At 70.7% G+C, this 21,143-nt stretch carries 22 protein-coding genes and 1 pseudogene; 15 read left to right on the plus strand and 8 right to left on the minus strand.

The window, feature by feature from the left end; all coding sequences use genetic code 11:
- Positions 1-2: 2 nt before the first annotated feature.
- The 4 genes from ACF073_RS07360 to ACF073_RS07375 all read left to right on the plus strand — a co-directional run bounded on the left by ACF073_RS07360 (position 3) and on the right by ACF073_RS07375 (position 3,095).
- Positions 3-1,007, plus strand: a complete 1,005-nt coding sequence (locus ACF073_RS07360) for a hypothetical protein (RefSeq protein ID WP_392067429.1) — start codon at positions 3-5, stop codon at positions 1,005-1,007.
- 47 nt (positions 1,008-1,054) lie between these two features.
- Positions 1,055-2,389, plus strand: coding sequence for a Dyp-type peroxidase (locus ACF073_RS07365; RefSeq protein ID WP_392067431.1), 1,335 nt, complete (start codon positions 1,055-1,057; stop codon positions 2,387-2,389).
- Between the two features lie 149 nt (positions 2,390-2,538).
- Positions 2,539-2,814 carry a hypothetical protein gene (locus ACF073_RS07370; protein WP_392067433.1) on the plus strand — a complete coding sequence of 92 codons (276 nt, stop codon included), beginning with the start codon at positions 2,539-2,541 and terminating at the stop codon, positions 2,812-2,814.
- Positions 2,811-3,095, plus strand: a complete 285-nt coding sequence (locus ACF073_RS07375) for a hypothetical protein (protein ID WP_392067435.1) — start codon at positions 2,811-2,813, stop codon at positions 3,093-3,095. Before ACF073_RS07370 ends, ACF073_RS07375 begins: the two co-directional genes overlap by 4 nt.
- A gap of 117 nt (positions 3,096-3,212) precedes the next feature.
- Here ACF073_RS07375 and ACF073_RS07380 read toward each other — a convergent pair whose 3' ends face one another.
- From ACF073_RS07380 to ACF073_RS07400, 5 genes are all read right to left on the minus strand, one after another.
- Entirely contained in the window at positions 3,213-3,818 is a 606-nt protein-coding gene (locus tag ACF073_RS07380) for a CGNR zinc finger domain-containing protein (RefSeq protein ID WP_392067436.1), read from the minus strand.
- A 136-nt stretch (positions 3,819-3,954) separates the two neighbouring features.
- Positions 3,955-4,863, minus strand: coding sequence for an alpha/beta hydrolase (locus ACF073_RS07385; RefSeq protein ID WP_392067438.1), 909 nt, complete (start codon positions 4,861-4,863; stop codon positions 3,955-3,957).
- A 27-nt stretch (positions 4,864-4,890) separates the two neighbouring features.
- On the minus strand, positions 4,891-6,105 hold the full coding sequence (locus ACF073_RS07390) for an alpha/beta fold hydrolase (protein ID WP_392067440.1): 1,215 nt from the start codon (positions 6,103-6,105) through the stop codon (positions 4,891-4,893).
- A 5-nt stretch (positions 6,106-6,110) separates the two neighbouring features.
- Positions 6,111-6,836: a flavin reductase family protein gene (locus ACF073_RS07395; RefSeq protein WP_392067441.1), complete on the minus strand. Its 726-nt coding sequence runs from the start codon at positions 6,834-6,836 to the stop codon at positions 6,111-6,113.
- Positions 6,837-6,934: 98 nt separating this feature from the next.
- The gene (locus tag ACF073_RS07400; protein WP_392067443.1) at positions 6,935-7,783 is read right to left on the minus strand and encodes an MBL fold metallo-hydrolase; all 849 of its coding nucleotides are present in this window, start codon (positions 7,781-7,783) and stop codon (positions 6,935-6,937) included.
- 319 nt (positions 7,784-8,102) lie between these two features.
- Between ACF073_RS07400 and ACF073_RS07405 the strand changes: the two genes are divergently transcribed.
- Entirely contained in the window at positions 8,103-8,960 is an 858-nt protein-coding gene (locus tag ACF073_RS07405; RefSeq protein ID WP_392067444.1) for an MBL fold metallo-hydrolase, read from the plus strand.
- A gap of 136 nt (positions 8,961-9,096) precedes the next feature.
- On the opposite strand, the gene ACF073_RS07410 is transcribed toward ACF073_RS07405, so the two are convergent.
- Positions 9,097-9,816, minus strand: coding sequence for a hypothetical protein (locus tag ACF073_RS07410; RefSeq protein WP_392067445.1), 720 nt, complete (start codon positions 9,814-9,816; stop codon positions 9,097-9,099).
- A gap of 388 nt (positions 9,817-10,204) precedes the next feature.
- Between ACF073_RS07410 and ACF073_RS07415 the strand changes: the two genes are divergently transcribed.
- Positions 10,205-12,538: a SpoIIE family protein phosphatase gene (locus ACF073_RS07415; protein WP_392067447.1), complete on the plus strand. Its 2,334-nt coding sequence runs from the start codon at positions 10,205-10,207 to the stop codon at positions 12,536-12,538.
- A 133-nt stretch (positions 12,539-12,671) separates the two neighbouring features.
- Here ACF073_RS07415 and ACF073_RS07420 read toward each other — a convergent pair whose 3' ends face one another.
- Positions 12,672-12,845, minus strand: coding sequence for a hypothetical protein (locus tag ACF073_RS07420; RefSeq protein WP_392067448.1), 174 nt, complete (start codon positions 12,843-12,845; stop codon positions 12,672-12,674).
- A gap of 224 nt (positions 12,846-13,069) precedes the next feature.
- Between ACF073_RS07420 and ACF073_RS07425 the strand changes: the two genes are divergently transcribed.
- The 3 genes from ACF073_RS07425 to ACF073_RS07435 are packed head-to-tail and all read left to right on the plus strand — an operon-like array spanning position 13,070 to position 15,931.
- Positions 13,070-13,297, plus strand: coding sequence for a ferredoxin (locus tag ACF073_RS07425; RefSeq protein ID WP_392067449.1), 228 nt, complete (start codon positions 13,070-13,072; stop codon positions 13,295-13,297).
- A complete protein-coding gene (locus ACF073_RS07430; RefSeq protein ID WP_392067451.1) occupies positions 13,287-14,681 on the plus strand; it encodes an NAD(P)/FAD-dependent oxidoreductase in 1,395 nt (464 codons plus the stop codon). Before ACF073_RS07425 ends, ACF073_RS07430 begins: the two co-directional genes overlap by 11 nt.
- A gap of 41 nt (positions 14,682-14,722) precedes the next feature.
- Entirely contained in the window at positions 14,723-15,931 is a 1,209-nt protein-coding gene (locus tag ACF073_RS07435) for a cytochrome P450 (RefSeq protein ID WP_392067452.1), read from the plus strand.
- Between the two features lie 51 nt (positions 15,932-15,982).
- Here the strand turns inward: ACF073_RS07435 and ACF073_RS07440 are convergent, their stop codons facing one another.
- Positions 15,983-16,345, minus strand: a complete 363-nt coding sequence (locus ACF073_RS07440) for a hypothetical protein (RefSeq protein WP_392067454.1) — start codon at positions 16,343-16,345, stop codon at positions 15,983-15,985.
- Between the two features lie 129 nt (positions 16,346-16,474).
- On the opposite strand from ACF073_RS07440, the gene ACF073_RS07445 reads away from it, so the two are divergent.
- The 6 genes and pseudogenes from ACF073_RS07445 (at position 16,475) to ACF073_RS07470 (ending at position 21,113) form a co-directional block, all read left to right on the plus strand.
- The gene (locus ACF073_RS07445; RefSeq protein WP_392067455.1) at positions 16,475-17,416 is read left to right on the plus strand and encodes a D-2-hydroxyacid dehydrogenase family protein; all 942 of its coding nucleotides are present in this window, start codon (positions 16,475-16,477) and stop codon (positions 17,414-17,416) included.
- Between the two features lie 156 nt (positions 17,417-17,572).
- Positions 17,573-17,857 (plus strand): annotated as a pseudogene (locus tag ACF073_RS07450) (transposase); the annotation flags it as partial.
- A 32-nt stretch (positions 17,858-17,889) separates the two neighbouring features.
- Positions 17,890-19,179 carry a 4-carboxymuconolactone decarboxylase gene (pcaC, locus tag ACF073_RS07455; RefSeq protein ID WP_392067456.1) on the plus strand — a complete coding sequence of 430 codons (1,290 nt, stop codon included), beginning with the start codon at positions 17,890-17,892 and terminating at the stop codon, positions 19,177-19,179.
- Between the two features lie 35 nt (positions 19,180-19,214).
- A complete protein-coding gene (locus tag ACF073_RS07460) occupies positions 19,215-19,850 on the plus strand; it encodes an MBL fold metallo-hydrolase (RefSeq protein WP_392067458.1) in 636 nt (211 codons plus the stop codon).
- A 45-nt stretch (positions 19,851-19,895) separates the two neighbouring features.
- Positions 19,896-20,675: an exodeoxyribonuclease III gene (locus tag ACF073_RS07465; protein ID WP_392067459.1), complete on the plus strand. Its 780-nt coding sequence runs from the start codon at positions 19,896-19,898 to the stop codon at positions 20,673-20,675.
- Positions 20,676-20,690: 15 nt separating this feature from the next.
- A complete protein-coding gene (locus ACF073_RS07470; RefSeq protein WP_392067461.1) occupies positions 20,691-21,113 on the plus strand; it encodes a DUF6278 family protein in 423 nt (140 codons plus the stop codon).
- Positions 21,114-21,143: the final 30 nt, after the last annotated feature.

Raw genomic sequence — 21,143 nt, forward strand, 5'->3', positions numbered from 1 at the left:
CGGTGACGACGACCGGCGTGATCGCGACGCGCAATCTCGACGCGCGTATCGAGGGCCTGACAGACCAGGCGTCGCGGGAGAGCCTGCCCGGCGCCGGATGGGCCGAGCTGGTCGAGCTGACCGCTCTGCGCGGGCATGTGCGGGGCCGTGTCGACGAGGCCGAGCACGCCGCGTCGCTGGCCGATGCCTTCGTCGACCGGATGCCGCGCGATCCCCGGTCCCGTGTGGCCCGCGCCAGGCTGGCCGCCTGCTTCCACCGCTTCCCGGCCGCGCTGGCCGATCTCGACGCGGCGGCGGCCCTGGGACTCGATCGGCGAAGCCTGGACGAGGAGCGGGCCGCCGTTCACCAGTCGGCCGGACGGTACGACGAGGCGCTCGCCCTGCACCGGCACGCGCTGTCGCGACGGCACGACTTCAGCACCCTGGGCGCCCTCGCCCGCTGTCACGCCGAGCGCGGGGAGGCGGCCGATGCCGAGAGGTGGTTCATGGCGGCGAGGCGTGGCTACCGCGGAGTGAGTCCCTTGCCGCTCGCGGTGCTCGAATTCCAGTGTGGGCAGGCGTGGCTGTACGGAGGCAGCCCCGCACATGCGCGGCCCTGGCTGGAGGCAGCGACACGCCGGCTGCCGTCCTACCTGCCGGCGCAGGCCCGTCTGGCCGGAATCGACGCCGGCCGGGGCGACTCCGCCGGGGCGGTCGGGGAGCTGCGCCGGATTGCGCTCGGCAGTGACGATCCGTACTACGAGGCTCAGCTCGCCGGGGTCCTGGGCGGGAGGGGGGCGTGGGGCGAGGCGCGGTTCTGGCGTGCCCGGGCCGCCGTTCACTACGAGAGCTTGCTGGCGCGCCACCCCGAAGCGTATGCCGATCACGCGGCGGAGTTCTGGCTCACGGTGGGCGGCGACCCTGGACGGGCCCTTCGGCTGGCGCTGTGGAACCTCGCGCTTCGGCCCACCCCGCGTGCCCGCGCCCTCGTCGAACGGGCGAGATGCCGTGTCGGAGAGCAGCAATAGAACCAGCGATTGGTACAAATCGGCCGACGCTTCGCCTAGGGGATGACATGACGACGGTTGAAGGCCCACCTCTGCAACTCGACGACATCCAGGGCATCGTGCTGCGTACCCGGCCGTCCCCGTACGTCGGCACCTACATCCTGCTGCGGGTGGACGACCCCCGCGCCGGCCGTGAGCTGATGGGCCGCCTGGCCGGCCTGGTCGACTCCGCCGCCAACTGGTGGCAGCCGCCCCTGCCGGCGCTCCTCAACGTCGCGGTGACCCACCGGGGGCTCGAAGCGCTCCAGGTGCCGCACACCTCCCTGAACAGCTTCCCGGAGGAGTTCCGGCAGGGCATGGCGGCACGGGCCGAGTTCCTGGGCGACACCGGCGAGAGCGCGCCCGCACACTGGGAGCCGCCTTTCGGCACCGGTCAGGTGCACATCGTGCTGTCCCTCGTCGCCGCCGACCAGGAGTCGCTGGCGGTCGTCCTCGAACGGGCCCGGCAGGCGCGCGCGCAGCTCCCGGGCGTGCAGGTGGTCTACCGGCAGGAGCTGTACCAGCTGTCCTCGGGGCGTACCAGCTTCGGCTACAAGGACGGCATCAGCAATCCCGCGGTGGAGGGCGGCGGCGCGGAGTACCCGCCGGGTGGCGGTCATCCCCTCAAGGCGGGTGAGTTCGTGCTGGGCTATCCCGACGAGACGGGGAACCTGCCGCCGATGCCGGAGCCGGATGTGCTGGGCCGTAACGGTACGTTCGTCGTGTGGCGGAAGCTGCACACCCGCGTGGCCGCCTTCCGGCGGTATGTCCGCGACAACGCCCGCAGCCCGGATGAGGAGTCGCTGCTCGCCGCGAAGATCGTAGGGCGCTGGCCGAGCGGAGCCCCCTTGATCCTCGCGCCCGAGTCGGATGATCCGGACCTGGGCGCGGACGAGCAGCGCAACAACGACTTCGGCTACGCGTCCGATCCGCGTGGAGCGGTCTGCCCGCACGGTGCCCACGCCAGGCGTGCCAATCCGCGCGATTCGGAGATCATCGGGGACGTCGACCTTCACCGGCTGATCCGGCGGAGCACCAGCTACGGGCCGCCACTGCCCGCCGGCACCGTGGACGACGACGGTGCCGACCGCGGCATCGTGTTCATCGCCGTCAACGCACACCTCGACCGCCAGTTTGAGTTCGTGAAGTCGCAGTGGTTCAACGACGGCAACTTCACCGGCCTCGACGTGGAGAAGGACCTGCTCACGGGTGACAACGACGGCTCGGGCGTCTTCACGATCCCGCAGCACCCCGTCCGGCGCCGCCTGCACGGCGTCGAGCGCTTCGTCACCACGCGCGGCGGCGAATACTTCTTCCTCCCCAGCCTCAGCGCACTGCGCTGGCTGGCCGATCCGGGCGCCTGACCCGATCCACGCATCGGCGGGCTTCCGGCTTGAGATCCAGGAGGGTGGTCGGCTCGCTGACCCGGTCCGAGAGACAGGAGGTGAGCGACATGGACGTACGGCCCGTCCTTGGCACCGGCGTGAGTGGCACCGTCGGCGGAGTCGGACGCATGGTCTTGGACCACGTACGGGCCCGAGGGGTGCCGGTGAGGGCTCTGGCGCATCACGACGACGAGCGGGCCACGGCGCTGCGGGCCCTGAGCGGGGTGGAGGTGGTGATCGGCGACCCCACGCGGGGCGCCGACGTGGTGCAGGCGCTGGCGGGCTGCCGCCGGGACTACTTCGGGATGGGTGTGTCACGGCGTACCTGGAGGCCGCCACGACGGTCGCGGCGGCCGCCCGGGACAGTGGCGACCTCGATCTGCTGGTGGGCATCTCGCAGATGACGGTGTCTCAGATACGCCTCACCAGCGCTGCCGAGTCACGCCAGCAGCGGCTGCACTGGCTGTCCGAGCACGTCCTCGACTGGTCGGGGGTGCCGGTCGTGCACGTTGGGCCCACGGTGTTCATGGAGAATCCGCTCTTCACCACCTTCGAGCACATCGCCACCATGGCACGGCTGCACCACGACAACCGCTACGACCGGACCACGAACGACATCCCCGGACTCCTCGGACGCCCTCCCCTGGGCTTCGACCCTCTCCTGCGGAACACACCCGCCGCGTAGCACCGCTGCCGCGCTGGCACACTCTGCGTGAGCGCAGCGGTCGTACCGATCCGTTGCAACGTCCTGACGCGTCCACCCGGGGTGCGGGCCGGGCAGGGCGCCGAGGAGGCCGGCGGGTCAGGTCCGCTCGGCGCCGGCGCGCTTGCGGGCGCGGTAGTTGCGCAGGTTGGCCGCGTTGCCGCAGATGCGGACGTCGTGCCAGACGCCGCTGTTGTTGCGGGAGCGGTCGTAGAAGGACGTCGCGCAACGGGGGTTCCGGCACGTCTTCAGGCGGCGCAGGGTGTCGGTGCACTGGGCCTGGTGGGCCTCGATGAGGACGAGTGACGCGACCTGGCGCCATCCCGTGCCGCGCGGTTCGGCCTGGATGCGGCCGTGCTCGTCGAGCCGTAGGGCGGTGGGCAACGTCATGAGCGAAGCGACCGGGCCGGCCTGAGGTGACGCGTCACGGGTGGGTGCCTGCACGAGCCGGTTCAGGTCATGGCGGAAGTCCCGCAGCGCCCGAACGTCCTCGGCCTTCAGGCCGATGCCGGGTGCGGGCCGGTGGGTCGCGTCGCTCCAGCTCTCCAGCGCCTGGTCGAGCCACACGACGGCGTCCTCGACGGACTCCAGCAGGTCGGGCAGGCGCGGCCGGCCGGCGGAGAGCGTGTTGAGCAGGTCCTGTACCAGGGCCAGGCCGCCCGGGGCGGGCTCCAGGTCGTAGCGGACCGTCGCAGTCCAGGACATTCTCGGTTCTCTCTTCAGGATGTGGGCAACCGTGACAACGCTGCTGTAGCTATTTCACCTATTACTCATTAGAGGGTAACCGGCTGATCAGTTCGTGTCATCCGGCCGCTGCGGGGTTCGAGGGTGAACAGAAGCGTCATGATGTCGGGTACCGCTGGAGATGACGGCGGAACCAGTCGGCTGCCGCCCCGCTGGACTCCTTGAACCCCGCGAGATAGGGGTCGAAGTGGCCGCCCGGCAGCAGCACCAGCCGCTTCGGCTCCAGTGCGCGCTCATAGGCGGTCAGGGCCAGGTCGGTCACGGTGACGGTGTCGTGTTCGGCGACCAGGAGGAGAAGCGGGGTGGGTGAGACCCGGCTGATCCAGGTGCCGGGCTCGTACATGCGAGCGGCGCGCGTGGAGCGGACGGTCACCTGGTTCTCCCACACCCCGGACGGTGCCGGCTGCTGATAGAAGTCGATCGCGTCCCTGGTCCGGTAGGCGGCCGGCACGGTGGGGTCGTCGCTGACGACCGCCTGGGTGCGGGGCGGCTCGCCGCGGAACCGGGCTCGCTCGTCCTCGTCGAACGCCTCTTCCAGAGCGGCTACGGCGTCCGGTGCCACGCGCCGCAGGCCCTGCTCGTATCCGCTGATCGTGGGCACCTGCGCGACCACGCACCGCAGGCGCCTGTCGGTCGCGCCCAGGACGATCGCATGGCCGCCGGCGTAGCTGGTGCCCCACAGACCGATGCGGTCCGCGTCGACCTCGGGGCGGCTCTCCAGGAAGGTGATGGCGCGGCGCCAGTCGGCGATCTGCTGCCAGGGGTCCACGTCGTCGCGGGGAGAGCCCTCGCTCGCCCCGAAGCCACGGTGGTCGTGCACGAGGACCACGAAGCCGTTCTCCGCGAAGGTCTCGGCGAAGCGCTCCAGCCCGTGCTCCTTCACGCCCGCGTACCCGTGAGCCATCGTGATGGCCGGGTGCGGGCCGGGACCGTCCGGGACGAACAGCCAGCCGCGCAGTGTGACGCCGTCCTCCGCGGCGAAGGCGATATCCGTGCGTTCCGACATGGTGTGTTCCTCTTGGTCCGCGAGCGGTCACGCCGGCCGCGGATCGCCGTCGTAGAAGCAGGCGGGGTCGATACGCCCTTGCAGGCGGGCTCGCAGTTCGTGGGAGAACCGCAGTGCGGCGCCCAGCGGCCGGTGGTGGATCGCCGCGCGGACGATGCGCCCGTCGTCGTCCGCGGTCAGGACGGTCACGCCCTGGACCGGCATGCCACTGAACGCCGTGGCTTTCCACTCCAGGTAGGTGCGCGGCCCGTCGGAGCCGTCGTGGGTGAACTCGAGGGACTCGTAGATTCCGCTGGCGGCGGCCAGCACCTGCTTGACCTGCTCGCGGCCCTCGACGGGCCGGGTGAGCACGGTGGCCTCCAGCACGACCTCCTCGGCGAACGCCTGCGCGAAGGCGTCGGCCGACTTGTCGGTGAACGCCGTCCTCCATCGCTGCCGGCCTGCGCGTGGAGCCGCGGGGCCGGCGGCCGGTGTCCCGGCGAGAAACGCGTCGAGCAGCGCGGCGACCGCGGTGGGCCGCTCGATGTGTGCCCAGTGTCCGGCTCCGTCGACCACGGCCACATCGGCCGCGACGAACCGTCTCCGCACCCGCTCGGCGTCCTCGGCGGTGACGAATCCGTCGTCGCCGCCCCGGATCACGAGCACGGGCCCCGTGTAACGGCTGGCCCGCTCCCCGTCCCGGTGGCCCGTGTCCCAGCAGTCGACCAGCGCTCGTACCACCTCGGGGCGCACCCGGGCGCCGATCACCGTGAGCCGGTCGAGGTCCGCCTCGCCGAGACCGCTGGAAAGCCGCCGGCGCACCTCTCGCTGGGCACGTGGATCGCCGCCCAGCCGGCGGAAGGGTTCGACGGTCTCCGCCGGCAGGTGAGTGCCCGCCAGGGGCTCCGGCGTCATCAGGACCAGCCCGAGCGTGCGCTCGGGACGCGTGGCGGCGACGAGTTCCACGATCGGCGCGGCCATGCTCTGGCCGACGAGTACCACCGGCTTGCCGAGGGCGTCCACGACGGCCCCGACCTCGGAGACGAACCGGTCCAGCGTGAACGGGCCCTCGGCGTCCGTGCGTTCGCCGAGACCGGCCAGATCGAGTTGCACCGTCTCGATGTCCTCGCCGCCCAACTCCCCGACCACACCGTCCCAGACGTACTGGTCGTCGAGGAAGCCGTGGACGAAGACCACCGCCCGGCTCCCGGCGCCGCCCCGCCGGAACCGCACGTCCGTGTCCGCGACGCGTTCCGTCCTCACGTGCCTCACTCCTTCCCGCGTGCGGCGGTGGCCCCGGAGGGCGACCACGCGTCGGTGTCGATGGGTGACCATCCCGTCGCGCGCCCGTCGAGACGCGACGCGCGCCGGTCCTGGAAGGACTTCAGCACGTCGTCATCGAGAGGGGTGGTGAAGACGTTGTCGACGACGGTGTACTCGGCGGCCAGCCGGCCCACGACCGGCAGCGCCGCCGTGTCGATGCGCCCGCGCTCGAGATAGAGATCGTCCCGGATGTGGAACCGGACGACCTCTCCCCATACGACGTGGTCGTGCAGGTCGCCCACGGGGATGATCCGGTTCACCACGCACTCGAAGGCGATCGGTGCCTCCTTGATCCGGGGCGGCCGGACGACCTCGCTCGGGGCCTTCGCCAGGTCCAGCGCCGTGAATTCGTCTACCTCGGAGTCGAACTCGTGGGCCGAGCGGTGCAGTTGGTCGGCCAAGGGGAGGACCGCCAGGTTGGTCACGAACTCGCCGGTGTCGCGGATGTTGACGAAGGTGTCCTTCAGGGTCACTCCGTCGGAGCGCGGCTGCAGGCTGATCGAGACCATGGGCGGTTTGCGGCCCACCGCGGTGAAGAAGGAGATCGGTGCGAGGTTGGCGACGCCGTCCGTGGAGACGGTGCTGACCCATGCCACCGCCCGGGGCAGGATGCTGCCGATCAGCAGCTTGTACGCGGACGTGGCGTCCACGTCGCTTCCGTCGATGATCATGTGAGTGCTCCGCATCGTTGTGCCGATGAGCCGGTGCGTCCGACCGGACAGTGGCCGGTGGGTGCGCCGGAACCGGTTACGGGCGGCCGGGCCGCCCGTCACCCTTTGGCGGACCGGGCCGAGCCCCACAACGCGCCCTGGTTGACCCGCCCGGGATGCAGTTCCAGCATGCCGCGGTAGAGGTCGGCGGGGGTCGTGGTGCGCTCGGCGACCGCCTCGAAGTCGTGCAGGTAGCGCCGGGTCTCGGCGATGGTCGCCGGGTCGTCCGGGCGGCCCGGCCTCTTGTGTCCCGCGACCACCGCCCGCGGGTTCAGCGCGGCGATGGTGTCGAGGGCGTCGAGCCAGGACCGGCGGCCCTCGGCGGGCGATTCGGCGAGGTAGAGGTGGACGTCGTTGTAGACGGCGTCACCGGCCACGACCAGGCCGACGGAGGGCACGTGCAGGCACGTGGTGTCGTCGGTGTCGGTGTGTCCGAGCCCCACGACGACGAGGTCGTTTCCCTCCAGGTCGAGGCGGTCGCCGTCCAGTGGTTCCGCGGCCACCAGCCTGTCCGGGATCTGGCCGGGGAAGCGCGTGCGCCAGAACGACGCGACGAACTCCGGCGCCATCTGCTTCTCCATCTGCCGCACCACGGCCGGCGTCGCCACGGCACGCGCGTGCGGAAAGCGCTCGAGGAGGGTGCCCAGCCCGAACCAGTGGTCGCCGTGCCCGTGCGTCACGAAGACGGTGGTGAGGTTCTTGCCGCTCGCCGCGACCCAGTCGGCCAGTCGCCCGGCCTGCTCGGCGGTCATCAGCGCGTCGACCAGCACCGCATCGCGTTCGCCCGTGATCAGCGTCGCCGTGATGGGCGACCACATGCGCCGGGGGAGGTCGGGCGGCAGGTCCGTGACCTCGGTGGGGACCGCCGGTGCCACGTGGACACTCCAGGTGAGAGGTGCTGGGGGCATGTTGCGTCCTTGAGTCTCCGGGGCGGTCACGCCCTGATGTGCAAGAGATCGGTCACGCCGCCGCGTCGGCAGCTGTCGTGACCACCCGCCCTCTTGCGAAGGTACCCAGCTATTGCAACATAAGCAATACCGATATAGCTATGTCGGCAGTCAGAACAGGAGCGCCGGAGATCGCGAGTATGGCAGGGTGAATACTTGCTCATGCAACCACCAAGAGCCACCTCCCTCTACCGCAACCAGAGAAAATAGTCAAAAGTATTACACTCATTTCACTAGGTTCATGCGGACTCTGCCGCACACTCCCCGAGGAGGCGCCACCATGACCGCATCCGTGCCGACCCCACTGGCGTACGAGGTCTACGTCTCGGACGGGACACCGCGAGCCGGCGAGGAACGCCTGCCGAACGGTGACCGGCTCATCTCCTCGCCACTCGCCACGACGCTGATCTTCGGCCGGGAGGACGCCGTACTGGTCGACCCGCCCCTCACCCGCGAGCAGACCCAGCGGGTAGGCGACTGGATCGAGCGGTCCGGCAAGCGCCTGGCGTACATCTACGCGACCCACGGGCACGGGGACCACTGGTTCGGCACCGCGGATCTCGTGGAGCGATTCCCCGGCACCACCGTCTACGCGACGCCGGGCACCATCGAGGTCATGCACCGGCAGGCCACCAAGGGGCGTGAAGAACTGTGGGACAAGCAGTTCCCCGGTCTCATCCCCGACACTCCGGTCCTGGCCCAGCCCATCCCCGCAGAGGGCTTCCTGCTGGAGGGGAACGTCGTCCAGGCGATCGAGGTCGGCCACACCGACACCGACGAAACCTCCGTCCTGCACGTACCGTCCACCGGCCTCGTCGTGGCCGGCGACGTCGCCTACAACGGCGTGCACCAGTACATCCTCGAAGGCGGGAACGGGGGCCTGCAGGAATGGCTCAAGGCCCTCGACCGGGTCGCCGCGCTCGAACCGAGGGCCGTCGTGGCGGGTCACAAGAACAAGGACCTTCCCGATGATCCCGCCATCCTGGAGCAGACCCGGCAGTACCTGCTCGACGCCATCCGACTACTCGGCCAGAACCCCACGGCCCGCCAGTACTTCGACCAGATGACCGCGCTCTACCCGGACCGTCTGAACCCGGGTCCGGTGTGGTACGGGGCGGTCGGGCTCCTCGGAGAGTGATCTGCCGAGATCCTCACGGAAGTGCGAGCCTTGGCGCCCTGTGCCGGCTGGCCTGGGCGCCTGAGCCGACGATTGAATGGGTGGGGAGGCGCGCAGCCGTCGGCCCCGCCCAGCACACGCCGCGTACGGGCCGATATCAGGTGAACCGAGCGTTGCTGACGTCGATGGAGACCATCGTCTGGTCCAGGATCGGGCGGTTGTCCGCAGCGCTTCGGTAAGCCCGACGCCTGGTGGGCAGACGGATCCCGTCCGCTTCCACCATGTCGTAGACGTACTGCGCTGCGGCGAACCCACCCGCGATGTCGACGTGATAGTCATGCCGACGCAGTAGATGGTCGGGGCCGAAGTAAAAGTCCTGCTGAGTGCTGTGGCTGGCGATGCCGGGCGGGAAGGTCGCGCGCAGCCCGCGCCAGAGTTCGTCTCCTTCCCGCCACGGTTCGATTTCGGTGACGGTGAAGCCTGGCATCACCAGGAGGAAAGGCGTCGTGAGGTACGTCCACAACGCGTATCCGTTGAAGTAGGCGCGGTCCAGCGAGTCCCAGGGGGTGTCGAGCTCGTGGCCTGTGAACGACTTCCGTGGCTGGTCGCGTTCGGCTACGACGCGGCCGTCGAGTTTTTCGATGCTGATGCGGTCGGCCCTGAAGTCGGTCTTCTGGTCGGGAGCGCCGAACGGCATCACGGAGGCGTGCTGTTCGTGCAGCCAGACGGTCATCTCCCGGGGGGTGGGGTCCTGCGGCATCCCCTTGATGACGAACATGTCGCCCCCGCTGACGATCGTGGCACGGACCGTGGTGAGTGCGTTCCAGCGGGCGAGGCCACCATGGGCATGGAGGGCCTGTGCGAGCAACGTGTTCATGTCGGTCTCCTGCTCAGTCATGCCAGGCGGCGGTGGCCGAAGGGTCATCGATTGGGCGGCCCGGCTTCGGCGACGCAGCCGCAGTCAGGCAATCCGCGGTGACCTCATCAGCCGGGCGGCTCTCTCATCGTTCACTGGTTCACCGGCGTCACGCACCTGGGTGCTGATCCCGGGGACGCTGCAGGCGCAGTCGGAACCGGCGTAGACAGTGAGTATCCGCAGGTACACCCCACGTGGTCGGCGCTGGTGCGCGGGTTCGTTGCGGTCCGCCGGTGGAGAGCGTAGGGGTTTTCTTGTACCGCGCTTCGTGCAGAGCCACGGCTGGGTGCCGATCTGCGGCGGCGCAGCGTCTGGCAGCCGGGCAAGCTGGAAGGCGGAGGTGGTTCCCATGGCCGGTGATACGCCGCTGATGGTCGTGGACGGCGGGGGCGTGCTCGTGCAGTGGAGCCACCAGGCGGAGGAGTTGTGGGGGCGTCCGGCGGGCGAGGTGGTCGGGCGGCCGGCAACCGACCTGGTCAGCCCTGTCCCCGCGCCGGGCGGTGGTGACGTGGAGCGCTGCAGGCATGACGGTCTGCGTGATGTTGCAGTGAGCGCCACCGACGGTGGCCTGTGTGTGCGACCGGTGCTGCGGGACGACGGTTCGGTGGCGTGGGGGATCTTCCTCCCGTCTGCGGACGGGATGGTGCCCGGCATCGACAGCGCGGTGCTCGAGGCGCTGTGCGCTCACATGGCAGGGGCTCTGTTCGTGGTGGACGAGGAGTTGCACGTCGTGTCGGCCAATGCGGCGGCCCAGGCGCTGTCCGGCGTGAGCGCGCGGGAGATGCTAGGACGCCCCCTCACCGATGCGTGGCCCCTTGCATCCCCCGACGAACTGGAGCACATCCTGCGCCAGGCCATGGCGGACGGTATGTCGGCGACGGAGCACGTCATGCGGATGACCCCGAAGAATGATCGCCAGCACACGCACACCGTTTCGGTGCTCCCCCTGCGCGACGCACCGGGGGCGGTGGTCATCGTGCACGACGTGACAGATCAGGAGAAGGCGCGCCGCGGAGTCCAGGCCCTGTATGCCGTCCGGGAGCGGGTGGGACAAACCCTGGATGTGGTGGCCACCTGCGAGGAGTTGGTCCACGCACTGGTCCCCGGGTTCGCCGACATCGCCGTGGTGGAAGTGGTCGAGCCCGTGGTGCGTGGAGAAGAACCACCGCTGAGCCCTCTGGGAAGGGACGTGCCGCTGCGCCGGGCCGCCTTCGCGAACAGCGGCGGAGATCAGCAGGCCCGGGCGCATCCGGTGGGAGATGTCCGCGCGCTGCCGTTCCCGACCCCGTACGCGCAGGCGCTGGCCGACCTCAAACCCCGCACGATCGCCCTCGGCCCCGACACGCCCTGGCTGGCGGCCGATCCGGCGCGGACCGAAGCGATTCGCGCATCCGGCGCACGCGCCCTGCTCGTCACACCGCTGACGCTGCGCGGAAAGGTGCTCGGGCTGCTGAGCCTCTACCGCACCCAGCGATCCGGCGGATTCGACGAGAAGGAACTCGCCCTCACCCAGGAACTGGCCACACACACCGCCCTGAGCATCGACAACGCCCGCCGCTACACCCGCGAGCACACCATCGCAGCGGCATTGCAGCGCCACCTGCTGCCCCCGGCTCTTCCATCGCAGACCGCGATCGAGACCGCCGACCTGTACGTGGCCGACGGCCGGGGCGCGGGGGGCTGGTCCAACGCCTGCGCCCTGCCCGGCGCCCGTACGGCCCTGGTCGTCGGGGAAGTCGCCGGCCACGGCATCCACACCGCCGTCACCATGGGTCAGCTGCGGACCGCCATGCAGTCGCTCGCCGCACTGGACCTGGAACCCGACGAGTTCCTCGCCCGGCTCGACGACACCATGACACGTCTCGCGTGCGAGCGGAGAGCGCTGCCACTCGGCGACCCCGCGCGCAGCCAGCGCCTCAGCGCGACGTGCCTGTGCGTGCTCTACGACCCGTTCGCTCATACGTGCACCATCGCCTCCGCCGGACACCCGCCGCCCGTCGTCGCCGGCCCCGGCACCCGAGTGGTCGAGCTGGCTGCGGGTGGTGCCCTCGGCGGCGGTGGAGGGCCCCCGTACGCCACCACCGCCGTCACCCTGGCCGATGGTGAGGTCCTCGCCCTCTACACGACCTCGCTTCTGTCTGCGGCACGGCCCGAGGACGGCACAGGTGGCACGCAGGCGCTCCAGCGCTTGCTCGCCGACATCGACCGGCCCCTGCAGGATCTGTGCGACGACATCCTCTACCGGCTCCGCATCGATGCCCTTCCCGGCGACGCCGTCCTTCTCCTCGCCCGAACCCACTCCTTCCCCGCCGACCGCGTAGCCACCTGGCCGCTGGACGACGAGCCCACCGCCCCCGCCGTCGCGCGGCGCCACGCCCGGCGCCGGCTCGCCGACTGGGGCGTGGACGAGGACACCGCCTACGACACGCAAGAGGTCGTCAGCGAGCTGGTCACCAACGCCCTGCGGTACGGCGCACCGCCCGTACACCTGCGCCTCATCAAGGACCGGAAGCTCACCTGCGAGGTTCACGACTCCGGCATCTCCGCTCCGCGGCTGCGCCACGCACGGACGGTCGACGAAGGCGGCCGCGGCCTGTTCATCTGCGCCCAGCTCGCACAGAACTGGGGTATCCGCTACACCAACGACGGGAAGACGGTCTGGACCGAGCAGGCCCTCCCCTGACAGCGCCCATAGCGCCTCTTCGACGAGGAGTCGTGCACAGAGGCGCTCTGGCTTTCCCGCGGCTGTCTCAGCAGGTCGACGGAGGACCTGGTGCGGGTGGCGTCGTGTTCGAGTCTTCAGCGGCCGGCCGCGATCAGCGCAGGAGGACACCGAAGACCATGCCACCACTGCCCACCCGCAGGTCCGCCTCGAAGAACTGCGCGTGGCCGGCTCGGCGGCCCTCGGCTCGGATGGGCACCCAGGCGATGCCGTGCTCGTCGACCTGGCCCCGTGATGCGGTCGCGGTTGTCTTCGCATTCCAAGCCATGGGACACCTTCCAGAACTGTTGTCCAGAACGATCTGTCCAGCGTCTTCTCAAACCAGGGCAACAGTCGTTCGGCCGGACGAGGCTCGCCGGCACGCCCTCGCCTTGCAAGCCCGCTCCGGAGGGGGTGATCCTGAGGGAGAAGGCATGCCATCCGATCGTGTGAACCGAGCGCAAGGACCGCGGAGCCGGCGGCGTCCGCGGCCCGGCAGAGAGCGGGTTCCAGATGAGGCTTGTCGTCGATCTCAACCGGTGCCAGGGATTCGCGCAGTGCGTCTTCCTCGCCCCGGACGTCTTCTCCCTGCACGGCGAGGAAGCGCTGCTGTTCTCGCCCCGCTTCGACGAGGCCCACCGTGACCGGGTGGAGAAGGCCGCTGCCGCCTGCCCTGTCCAGGCCATCCTCGTCGACTACTCCGACGAGCCGACGAAGGGTGTGCAGCCCCATGTCGGCTGACACGGATGTCGAGGTCCTGCGGCGCCAGGGCCGCATCGTCGTGGTCGGTGCTTCGCTGGCCGGTCTGCGTGCGGCGGAGACGCTGCGCGAGCAGGGCTTCACCGGATCACTGACCATGATCGGCGACGAGCCGTACGAACCCTACGACCGGCCGCCGCTGTCCAAGCAGGCGCTGCTCGGGCGGGCACGGCCCGAGGACACCGCGCTGCCACGGCGGCGCGACATCGACGCCGAATGGCGTCTGGGCGTCGCCGCCGAGAGCCTCGACAGGGCCGCGAAACAGGTACGGCTGGCGAACGGCGACACCGTCGACTACGACCGCCTGCTGATCACCACCGGGACCCGGGCGCGGCCCTGGTTCCACCCGGAAGAGGCCGCGCTGGACGGGGTGTTCGGGCTACGTACGCGCGAGGACTCCGCACGCCTGCGCCGGAAGCTGACGTCGGGTGTGTCCCGGGTGCTGGTGATCGGCGCCGGTTTCACGGGTTCCGAGGTCGCCTCCGCCTGCCGGGAGCTGGGCCTCGATGTCACGGTCGCCGAGCGCGGCCCGGCGCCGCTGGTGGGCGCGCTCGGCGGGGTGATCGGCGCGGTCGCGGACCGGCTGCAGCGGGGGCATGGGGTCGACCTGCGCTGTGGCGTCAGCGTCACCGCTCTCGGGGGCGACGACGTGGGGCGGCTCAGGCGTGCCCATCTGTCGGACGGTTCGGCGATCGACGTGGAGGTGGCGGTCGTCTCGCTCGGTGCCATGCGGAACACCGAATGGCTCGCCGGCTCGGGGGTGGCGGCGGGTGCCCGGGGGGTGGCGTGCGACGCCGGGTGCCGGGTGTTCGACGTCAACGGCATCGTCACCGACGACATCTACGCCGCCGGTGACGTCGCCCGCAGCCCGCACCCGCTGTTCGACTACCAGTTCCTGGCGCTGGAGCACTGGGGCAACGCGGTCGAGCAGGCGGAGATCGCCGCCCACAACATGATTTGTGCGGGTCCGGACCGCCGTCCGCACCTGTGGCTGCCGATGTTCTGGTCCACCCAGTTCGGGGTCAACATCAAGTCGGTGGGTGTTCCTTCGCTGGGCGACCAGCTGGTCGTCGCCCAGGGGGCGCTCGCCGAGGCGCGGTTCGTCGCGGTGTACGGCTATCGGGGCCGCGTCATCGCGGCGGCGTCCTTCGACGGAGCCAAGTGGCTGGGGTTCTACGAGCAGCAGATCGCATCCGGCGCGCCGTTCCCGCCGGAGTATCAGGCGGTCGACCGCCGGACCGAGATGTTGCATCCGGTCGACCCGGCTTTCCCCGACCCGCATCTGCCCACCCACGGGGCCACGGTCACGCTGACGGGTCATTCGCCGAGCGAGCGGCGTGTCTCGTTCGTTCCGGCGCATGCCTGATCACCGGCCCTGCACCGCCCCGAGCCCCTCAGGAGCCACCCATGACGTCCGGCACCCTCATCGCGCAGATCACCGACTACGCCCATCGCGCCGATCCGTACCCGCTCTACGCGGAACTGCGCAAGCAACCGGTCAGGCGCCTGGACGACGGCTCCTACGTGGTCAGCACCTACTACGAGGTGCGGAGCCTGGCCAACGACCCGCGGCTGAGCAACGACACGAGGAACCGTCCACCCGGCTACGCCCGCACCGGGCAGGCGGGGGAGAAGCTCGGCCTGCCGCCCAGCTTCATCTTCACCGACCCACCCGTCCACGACCGGCTGCGCGAGACCATCACCCGGCCGTTCGGCCCCCCGCACAGCCCCAGGTTCCTCGACGGCCTGCGCGGAGAACTGGCCCAGGTGGTCACCGAGCTGCTCGACGCCTTCGAGGGCAAGGACCAGGTCGACATCGTCGAGGACTTCTCCTATCCCCTTCCCGTCACCGCCATCTGCAAGGTCCTCGGCGTGCCGCGCGAGGACGAACCGCGCTTCCACGGCTGGGCCGACGCCCTCGCGTCCGGACTCGACCCCCGCCCCGGCGACGACAACGGCCAGGAAAGGACAGAGCGGTCACGCCAGGAGCTGGACGCCTACCTGGCCGACCTGATCGAGACCAAACGCCGCCACCCCGGCCCCGGAATCCTCAGCGCACTCGCCCCCACCATGACGCCAGAAGACCTGCAGGCCACCGCAGCCCTGCTCCTGGTCGCCGGCCACGAGACGACCGTCAACGCGATCACCAACACGACCCTCACCCTGCTGCGCCACCCCGACGTCCTCGACCGCTTCCTGAAGGATCCGGGCCTGGCCGTCCCGCTCATCGAGGAAGTGCTGCGCTACGAGCCTCCGGTCCAGTTCGTCCCGTGGACCACCGCCCTGGCCGACACCGACGTCGCCGGAACCACGATCCCCAAGGGCTCACCGGTCTGGCTCATGCTCGCCGCCGCCAACCGCGACCCCAAACGCTTCGAGGACCCCGACCGCTTCGATCCCGACCGCAAGGACAATGAGCACCTGGGCATGTACACCGGCATCCACTACTGCTTCGGCGCCCCGCTCGCCCGCATCGAACTTCATCTGGCCGTGCCCGAACTGTTCCGCCGCGTCAAGTTCTCGCGGCTGCTGGAGGATCCGCCGCCCTACCGCGCCAACGCGGTCCTGCGCGGCCCCCGCCACCTTCCCGTCGCCATCGAGGGCCTCACAGCGTGAGCGCCGCGGCGGGTGCCGATGCCCGGCGGCTGGTGCGCCCCGCGATCCCCGTCAACGGATGAGGGAGGGAGACGATGTCATGTTCCCCCAGTTCTTCGGCCGGGCCGCCGGGCAGCGGGACGGCACGGATGTGTCCGCCCAAGTCAGCGACGTAGGCGACGCCGACGGCCAGCCCGATCGCCTCGGCGAAACCGCGCGCCAGGATCTGCGGCGGCTCGCCCAGCGTTCCCGCTGCCGGATCGCGGCCCGGTTGAGGGTGTTTCCGTCCGGCGGTGCGCCGCGGTCGGTCCAGCAGAACCAGTCGCCGTCGAGGTGCAGGTCGATCGGCTCGGGCAGGCCGGACCAGGGCAGTTCGACGTCCGTGCGCCGCTCGGGGCTCTCTCCGGACGGGAGGTCCAGGCCGGCGCGGAACATGCGGCCCCTACCGCCCGAACCTGCCCACAGGACCTGGCGAGCTGCTGAAGGAGTACGTCGACGCCGGCCACCTCGGCGTCAAGACCGGGCAGGGCTTCTACACCCACACCTGAGATCCAGGAACCGACGATGAAGATAGCGATTCTGGACGACTATCAGAATGTCGCCCTGAGCCTGGCCGACTGGGATTCGCTGGACGCTCACACCGACGTCTTCAACACTCCGTTCGACAACGAGGAAGCGACGGTGGCCGCCCTGGCCGACTACGACGTGGTCGTGGCGATGCGTGAGCGCACGCCGTTCCCCGCATCGACGCTGGGACAACTGCCTCGACTGAAACTGCTCGTCACCACCGCCCCCGTCAACGCGGCGATCGACGTCGACGCCGCCCGGGAGTCGGGCATCACCGTCTGCGGCACGGGTTACCTCGCCCACCCGACGGTCGAACTCACGTGGGGTCTGATCCTCTCCGCAGCACGGCTGATTCCGCAGCAGGTGGCGTCCGTGCGGGCCGGCGGCTGGCAGGTGGGCCTGGGCACGAGCCTGAACGGTGCCACCCTGGGGATCCTGGGCCTGGGGCGACTGGGGACCCGAGTGGCGGAGATCGGTGCGGCCTTCGGCATGGACGCGATCGCCTGGAGCCAGCACCTCACAGCGGAGGATGCCCGGGCGAAAGGCGCGACCTACGTGTCACGCGACGAGCTGTTCTCCCGCTCGGACGTGCTGAGCATTCATGTCGTGCTCAGCGAGCGGACACGGGGGCTGGTCGGCGAGCGTGAACTGCGCCTGATGAAACCCACGGCGATCCTGGTCAACACGTCCCGAGGGCCCGTAATGGACGAGACCGCCCTCTTGCGGGCTCTCCACGAGAAAACGATTGGCGGAGCAGCACTGGACGTCTTCGACCGCGAACCGCTGCCCGCCGGCCATCCCCTGCGCTCTGTGCCCAACGCCGTGGTCACCCCGCACATCGGATACGTGAGCCGGGACCTGTACGAGGTCTTCTACCGGGATGCGGTCGAAGACATCGCGGCCTGGGCCGCAGGGTCTCCGCTCCGCCTGCTGACATGAAAGGCTTGCCCCGTTCAAGCCCCTGCCCGGCACCCACGCCATAGCGCAGTCGAATTGATGGGTCGGGTCTGCTGCACGATCGGGTGACATCTTGATCTGCCCCAGACCCAGACAGCAGGGCCATCTGACGGCAAGCGATCGTCTGCCAATGCCGGTACCGAGGCATCGTTTGCTGCCCTTTGCGGAGTCAGCCCCGTCGCGTATTCGTCGGGCCGTCGGAGCACGCGCCGGCTCAACCACGGCGGCGACCGCCAGGCCAACGCGGCCCCGCACCGCATCGTCTTCACCCGCCTGCGCCACGACCCGCGCACCCAGGCGTACTACGAACGCCGCACCCAGGAGGGCAAGGCCCGCCGTGAGATCATCCGATGCCTCAGGCGATGCGCAGCCCGCGAGGTATTCAACCTGGTCAGATCGGTTGCCCGCACCCCCGCGTCATAGGGGCGTCCGTGAGACGTGAGAGGGTCTGGGGCGTGAGCGAGACACCACCGAACACCCTGCAATACCGCTTCGACGGGCGAGAAGACGCCCCGGTCCTGATCCTGGGTCCCTCACTGGGTACTACCTGGCACATGTGGGACCGGCAGGTGCCGGAGCTGGCCGAGCAGTGGCGGATCTTCCGTTTCGACCTGCCCGGCCACGGCGGCGCCCCCGCGCACCCGGCCGGCTCGGTCGCCGAACTGACCGGCCGGCTGCTGGCCACGCTGGACGCGCTCGGTGTGCAGCGGTTCGGCTACGCGGGCTGTGCGCTGGGCGGCGCGATCGGCATCGAGCTGGCCCTGCGCCACCCCGAGCGGCTCGCCTCCCTCGCGCTGGTCGCGGCCTCGCCCCGGTTCGGCACCGCCGACGAGTTCCGCCAGCGCGGGGTGGTCGTCCGTACCAACGGCCTCGACCCGATCGCACGGACCGCGCCCGACCGCTGGTTCACCGGCGGGTTCGCCGCCGCGCAGCCCGCGATCACCGAGTGGGCCGTCCAGATGGTCCGCACCACCGACCCGGGCTGCTACATCGCCGCCTGCGAGGCCCTCGCCTCCTTCGACGTCCGGCCCGAGCTCGGCCGGGTCGGCGTGCCGACCATGGTGCTCGTCGGCTCCGACGACCAGGTCACCGGACCCGCCGAGGCCCGCACGCTGGTCGCCGGCATCCCGGACGCCCGGCTCGCGGTCGTCCCCGGCGCCTCCCACCTCGTGCCGGTCGAGCAGCCCGCCGCCGTCACGGACCTGCTCGTCCACCACTTCGCCACCGCCTGGCAGCAGCCTTCCGACACCGGGCAGACCGCGCTGCCGGCCGCCCTTGCCGCCCCGGTCCCGGCCGCGCCGCCGCAGGCCGTCCCGGTCGCCGAGATCGCCCCGGCCCTCGCACAGGCGGGGCCCGCCGGGCAGGGCGACCGTTACGCGACCGGGCTGAAGGTCCGCCGCGAGGTGCTCGGCGACGCGCACGTGGACCGGGCGCTGGCGCAGGCCGACGAGTTCGCGGGGGACTTCCAGGAGTTCATCACCCGGTACGCCTGGGGGGAGATCTGGGACCGGCCGGGGCTGGACCGCCGCACCCGCAGCTGCATCACGCTCACCGCGCTGATCGCGGGCGGCCATCTGGACGAGCTGGCCTTCCACGTCCGGGCGGCCCTGCGCAACGGGCTCACCCCGGACGAGATCAAGGAAGTGCTGCTCCAGGCGGCCGTCTACTGCGGGGTGCCGGCCGCGAACAGCGCGTTCCGGGTGGCCCAGCGGGTCATCAGGGAGGAGACCACGCCCGCCGAGTGAGACGCGGGCCGCCGGATTCGGCAGGATGGGCAGACATGAAGCTCACGAAGAAGTCCCATGCCTGTGTCCGGCTCGAGAAGGAGGGGCGGACGCTCGTCATCGACCCGGGCGGGTTCTCCGAGCAGGACGCGGCGGTCGGCGCGGACGCGATCCTGGTCACGCACGAGCACCCGGACCACTTCGACGAGGGGCGGCTGCGGGCCGCCCTCGAAGCCGACCCGGCCGCCGAGATCTGGACCCTGAGGTCGGTCGCGGACCGGATCACGGCGGCCTTCCCGGGCCGGGTGCACACCGTCGGCCACGGCGACGCCTTCACCGCCGCCGGCTTCGACGTACAGGTCCACGGCGAGCTGCACGCGGTGATCCACCCGGACATCCCGCGGATCACCAACGTCGGCTACCTGATCGACGGCGGTGCGGTCTTCCACCCCGGCGACGCCCTCACCGTCCCCGACCACCCGGTGCGGACGCTGATGCTGCCGGTGATGGCGCCCTGGAACAAGATCTCCGAGGTCATCGACTACGTCCGCGAGGTCGGGCCGCAGCGCGCCTACGACGTGCACGACGCCCTGCTCGCCGACCTCGCCCGCCCGATCTACGACGGCCAGATCGGCGCGCTGGGCGGCACCGACCACCAGCGGCTCGCCCCCGGGGCGTCGGCGGAGGTCTGAGCGCGGGAAGCGGCGTTGTCACACCCTCCGGGTAGGTTGTGAGGCATGCGCATCGCTACCTGGAACGTGAACTCGATCACCGCCCGCCTGCCCCGGCTGCTGGCCTGGCTGGAGAGCAGTGGCACCGACGTGCTCTGCCTCCAGGAGGCCAAGGTCGCCGAGGCGCAGTTCCCGTTCGACCAGCTGCGCGAGCTGGGGTACGAGGCGGCGGTCCACGCCACCGGCCGGTGGAACGGCGTGGCGGTGCTCTCCCGCGTCGGCCTGGAGGACGTCGTCAAGGGCCTGCCCGGCGACCCGGGCTACGACGGCCTGACCGAGCCGCGCGCCGTCTCGGCCACCTGCGGCCCGGTCCGCGTCTGGTCGGTCTACGTGCCGAACGGCCGCGAGATCGGCCACCCGCACTACGCGTACAAGCTCCAGTGGTTCGAGGCCCTGCGGGCGGCGGTGTACGGCGACGCGCAGGGCAGCCGCCCCTTCGCCGTGCTCGGTGACTACAACGTGGCGCCGACGGACGAGGACGTCTTCGACCCGGCCGTCTTCGAGGGCGCCACCCATGTCACCCCCGCCGAGCGCGCCGCGCTGACCGCCCTGCGCGAGACGGGCCTGGACGACATCGTGCCCCGACCGCTGAAGTACGACCGCCCGTACACCTACTGGGACTACCGCCAGCTCTGCTTCCCGAAGAACCGCGGCATGCGCATCGACCTGGTGTACGGCAACGAGCCGTTCGCGCGGGCCGTCAAGGACGCCTACGTCGACCGCGAGGAGCGCAAGGGCAAGGGTGCGTCCGACCACGCGCCGGTGGTGGTCGACCTCGACGTGTGATGCCACGCTGGGCCCATGCAGCTTCCTTTCCTGGGCCCCCGGCACAAGAAGAAGCGCGACGCGGGGGAGTTCCCCGCCGACCCCGAGGCGGTCGCCGCGCTGCTGTCCGAGTGCGAGCTGCTGCGCTCGCAGGCGGGCCGGGCGGGTGTCCGCCTCGACGACACCCCGGCCTCCCTGGAGGCACTGGACCAGATGGACCCGCGCTGGCGGGAGGACCCCGAGATCCTGCCCTGGCTGGGCCATGACGCCGGGCTGTACCTGGGCACGGTCGTGGTGCGCACCGTGGCGGGCGCCCGCTGGCAGCTGCGCTCCGACGGCGAACCCGTCGTACGGCTGGCCTCCGGCCGGTTCCTGGAGGTGGTCCCGGCCGGGCAGGAGTGGGCCGTGAGCGGGGTCCCCGAGCTGTCCCAGCTGTACGCCGAGATCGCCGAGAACTGACCCGGCGCGGCCCCCGCTCCACCCCCCTGG

It is taken from the genome of Streptomyces sp. NPDC015171, assembly GCF_043079545.1.
In the GTDB taxonomy this organism is placed as follows: domain Bacteria; phylum Actinomycetota; class Actinomycetes; order Streptomycetales; family Streptomycetaceae; genus Streptomyces.